Origin of the sequence: Nonomuraea sp. H19, from assembly GCF_052068215.1 — a bacterium.
Classification (GTDB): Bacteria; Actinomycetota; Actinomycetes; order Streptosporangiales; family Streptosporangiaceae; genus Nonomuraea.
The window spans coordinates 1-1,544 of sequence record NZ_JBQHCV010000112.1 but is presented as its reverse complement, the minus strand read 5'-3'; the positions used below and the strand labels follow the sequence as shown (position 1 = coordinate 1,544).

Annotated in this window: 1 protein-coding gene; it reads left to right on the top strand. The window is 69.2% G+C overall.

Annotated features, from left to right (window positions below):
- The first annotated feature begins 76 nt into the window (after nt 1-76).
- Nucleotides 77-1,462, top strand: a complete 1,386-nt coding sequence (locus ACTMTI_RS56795; protein WP_441129396.1) for an IS701 family transposase — start codon at nt 77-79, stop codon at nt 1,460-1,462.
- Nucleotides 1,463-1,544: the final 82 nt, after the last annotated feature.

Sequence of the window (1,544 nt, the reverse complement as noted above, 5' to 3'; positions counted from 1 at the left end):
CGGTAGTCCGTTAGATCAAGATATGGACGGGTAGAGGCTTTTGTGCGGGGGCTTCCGTTTGAAGGGAGCTGGGGCGATGACCAAGGCCAAGCCGTCTCCACCCGCGCCGGGGCCGTTGGAGGAGTACGCGGGCCGGTTCGATGATCTGTTCACGCATCTGGGGCAGCGGCGCGGGTTCCGGGAGTACGTGACGGGGTTGCTGACGCCGCGAGATCGCAACAAGACGGCCACGGCGCTGGCCGGGGTGGAGCCGGTAGTTGGGTCCAAGAGCGCGGCGGCGCAGCGGGTGCAGTACTTTCTGTCCGAGTCGTGCTGGGATCCTGATCGGGTCAATGCCCGGCGGCTGGAGGTGCTGCTGGCTCAGAGTGCGACCGCGCCGCACGCGGGCGGAGTGCTGGTGATCGATGACAGTGGGGACCGCAAAGACGGCACCGCCACCGCGCATGTGGGCCGCCAATGGCTGGGCCGCTACGGCAAGACCGACAATGGCATCGTCACGGTGACCACGCTGTGGGCCGATGAGCGGATCTACTATCCGTTGCATGCCCGGCCCTACACGCCGGCCCGCCACTTCGCCCGGGGGAAGAACGATGCGGCCTTCCGCACCAAGTGGCAGATTGCCGTGGAGCTGGCCGGGCGAGCTGTCACGGCGGGGATAGCCTTTCGCGCCGTGCTGGCCGACTGCGCCTATGGTGACCTGGACGACTTCCGTGGCGAGCTGCGCACGGCGGGCTTGGGCTGGGTGGTGGCGGTGCGCCCCAAGCACGGCACGTGGGCCTATGGCGCCGATGCCTACACCCCCCGCGACGCCGCCGCCGTGCTGGCCTGGGACGGGCCGGACGCGCCCGGCGACTGGACGGCGGCGCAGCGGCGTTTCCGCGATGGGCATGTCGAGACCTGGTGGGCGGCCGAGGCGAGTCTGGGGTTTTGGGGACCTGATGGGACCACGCGGCTGGTGATTGCCACCCTCGACCCGGCCACCCTGCCGGACAAGGCCACCTGGTACCTCGCCACCAACCTGCCCCGCCCCGGCGGCCCACGCGTGGCCGAGTCCCCGCACCCGCCCGCCGACCTGGCCGAGCTGGTCCGCCTCTACGGTCTGCGGCACTGGGTCGAACAGGGCTACAAGCAGGTCAAGGACGAGTTGGGCTGGGCCGACTTCCAGGTCCGCTCCGACCTGGCCATCCGCCGTCACCAAACCCTGGTCTTGTGCGCGTTCACCTTCTGCTGGGCGACCTGGTTCGCCGAGGGGCCCGATCCCGCCTCCCCACCCAGCCCCGACCCGGACCCCACCCTTGAGAGGGGGCAGCCGCCCGACATCCCAGCCACCGCAAACCGCCCCATCGCCACCACCAACACCCAGCTGGCCCCACACCCTGCGCAACGTCCGCAGTTGGCTGACCCCCGCCATCGCGCTCACACGTTGGTGGAAAGCATGGTCGAAAGCGCCCCCACCGCCTGAGTTACAAGCCCTCATCGACGCCGTTACCGCAGGCCAAGGCATACACCTCTACCGCCCACCTTGATTCAACGGACTACCGCTA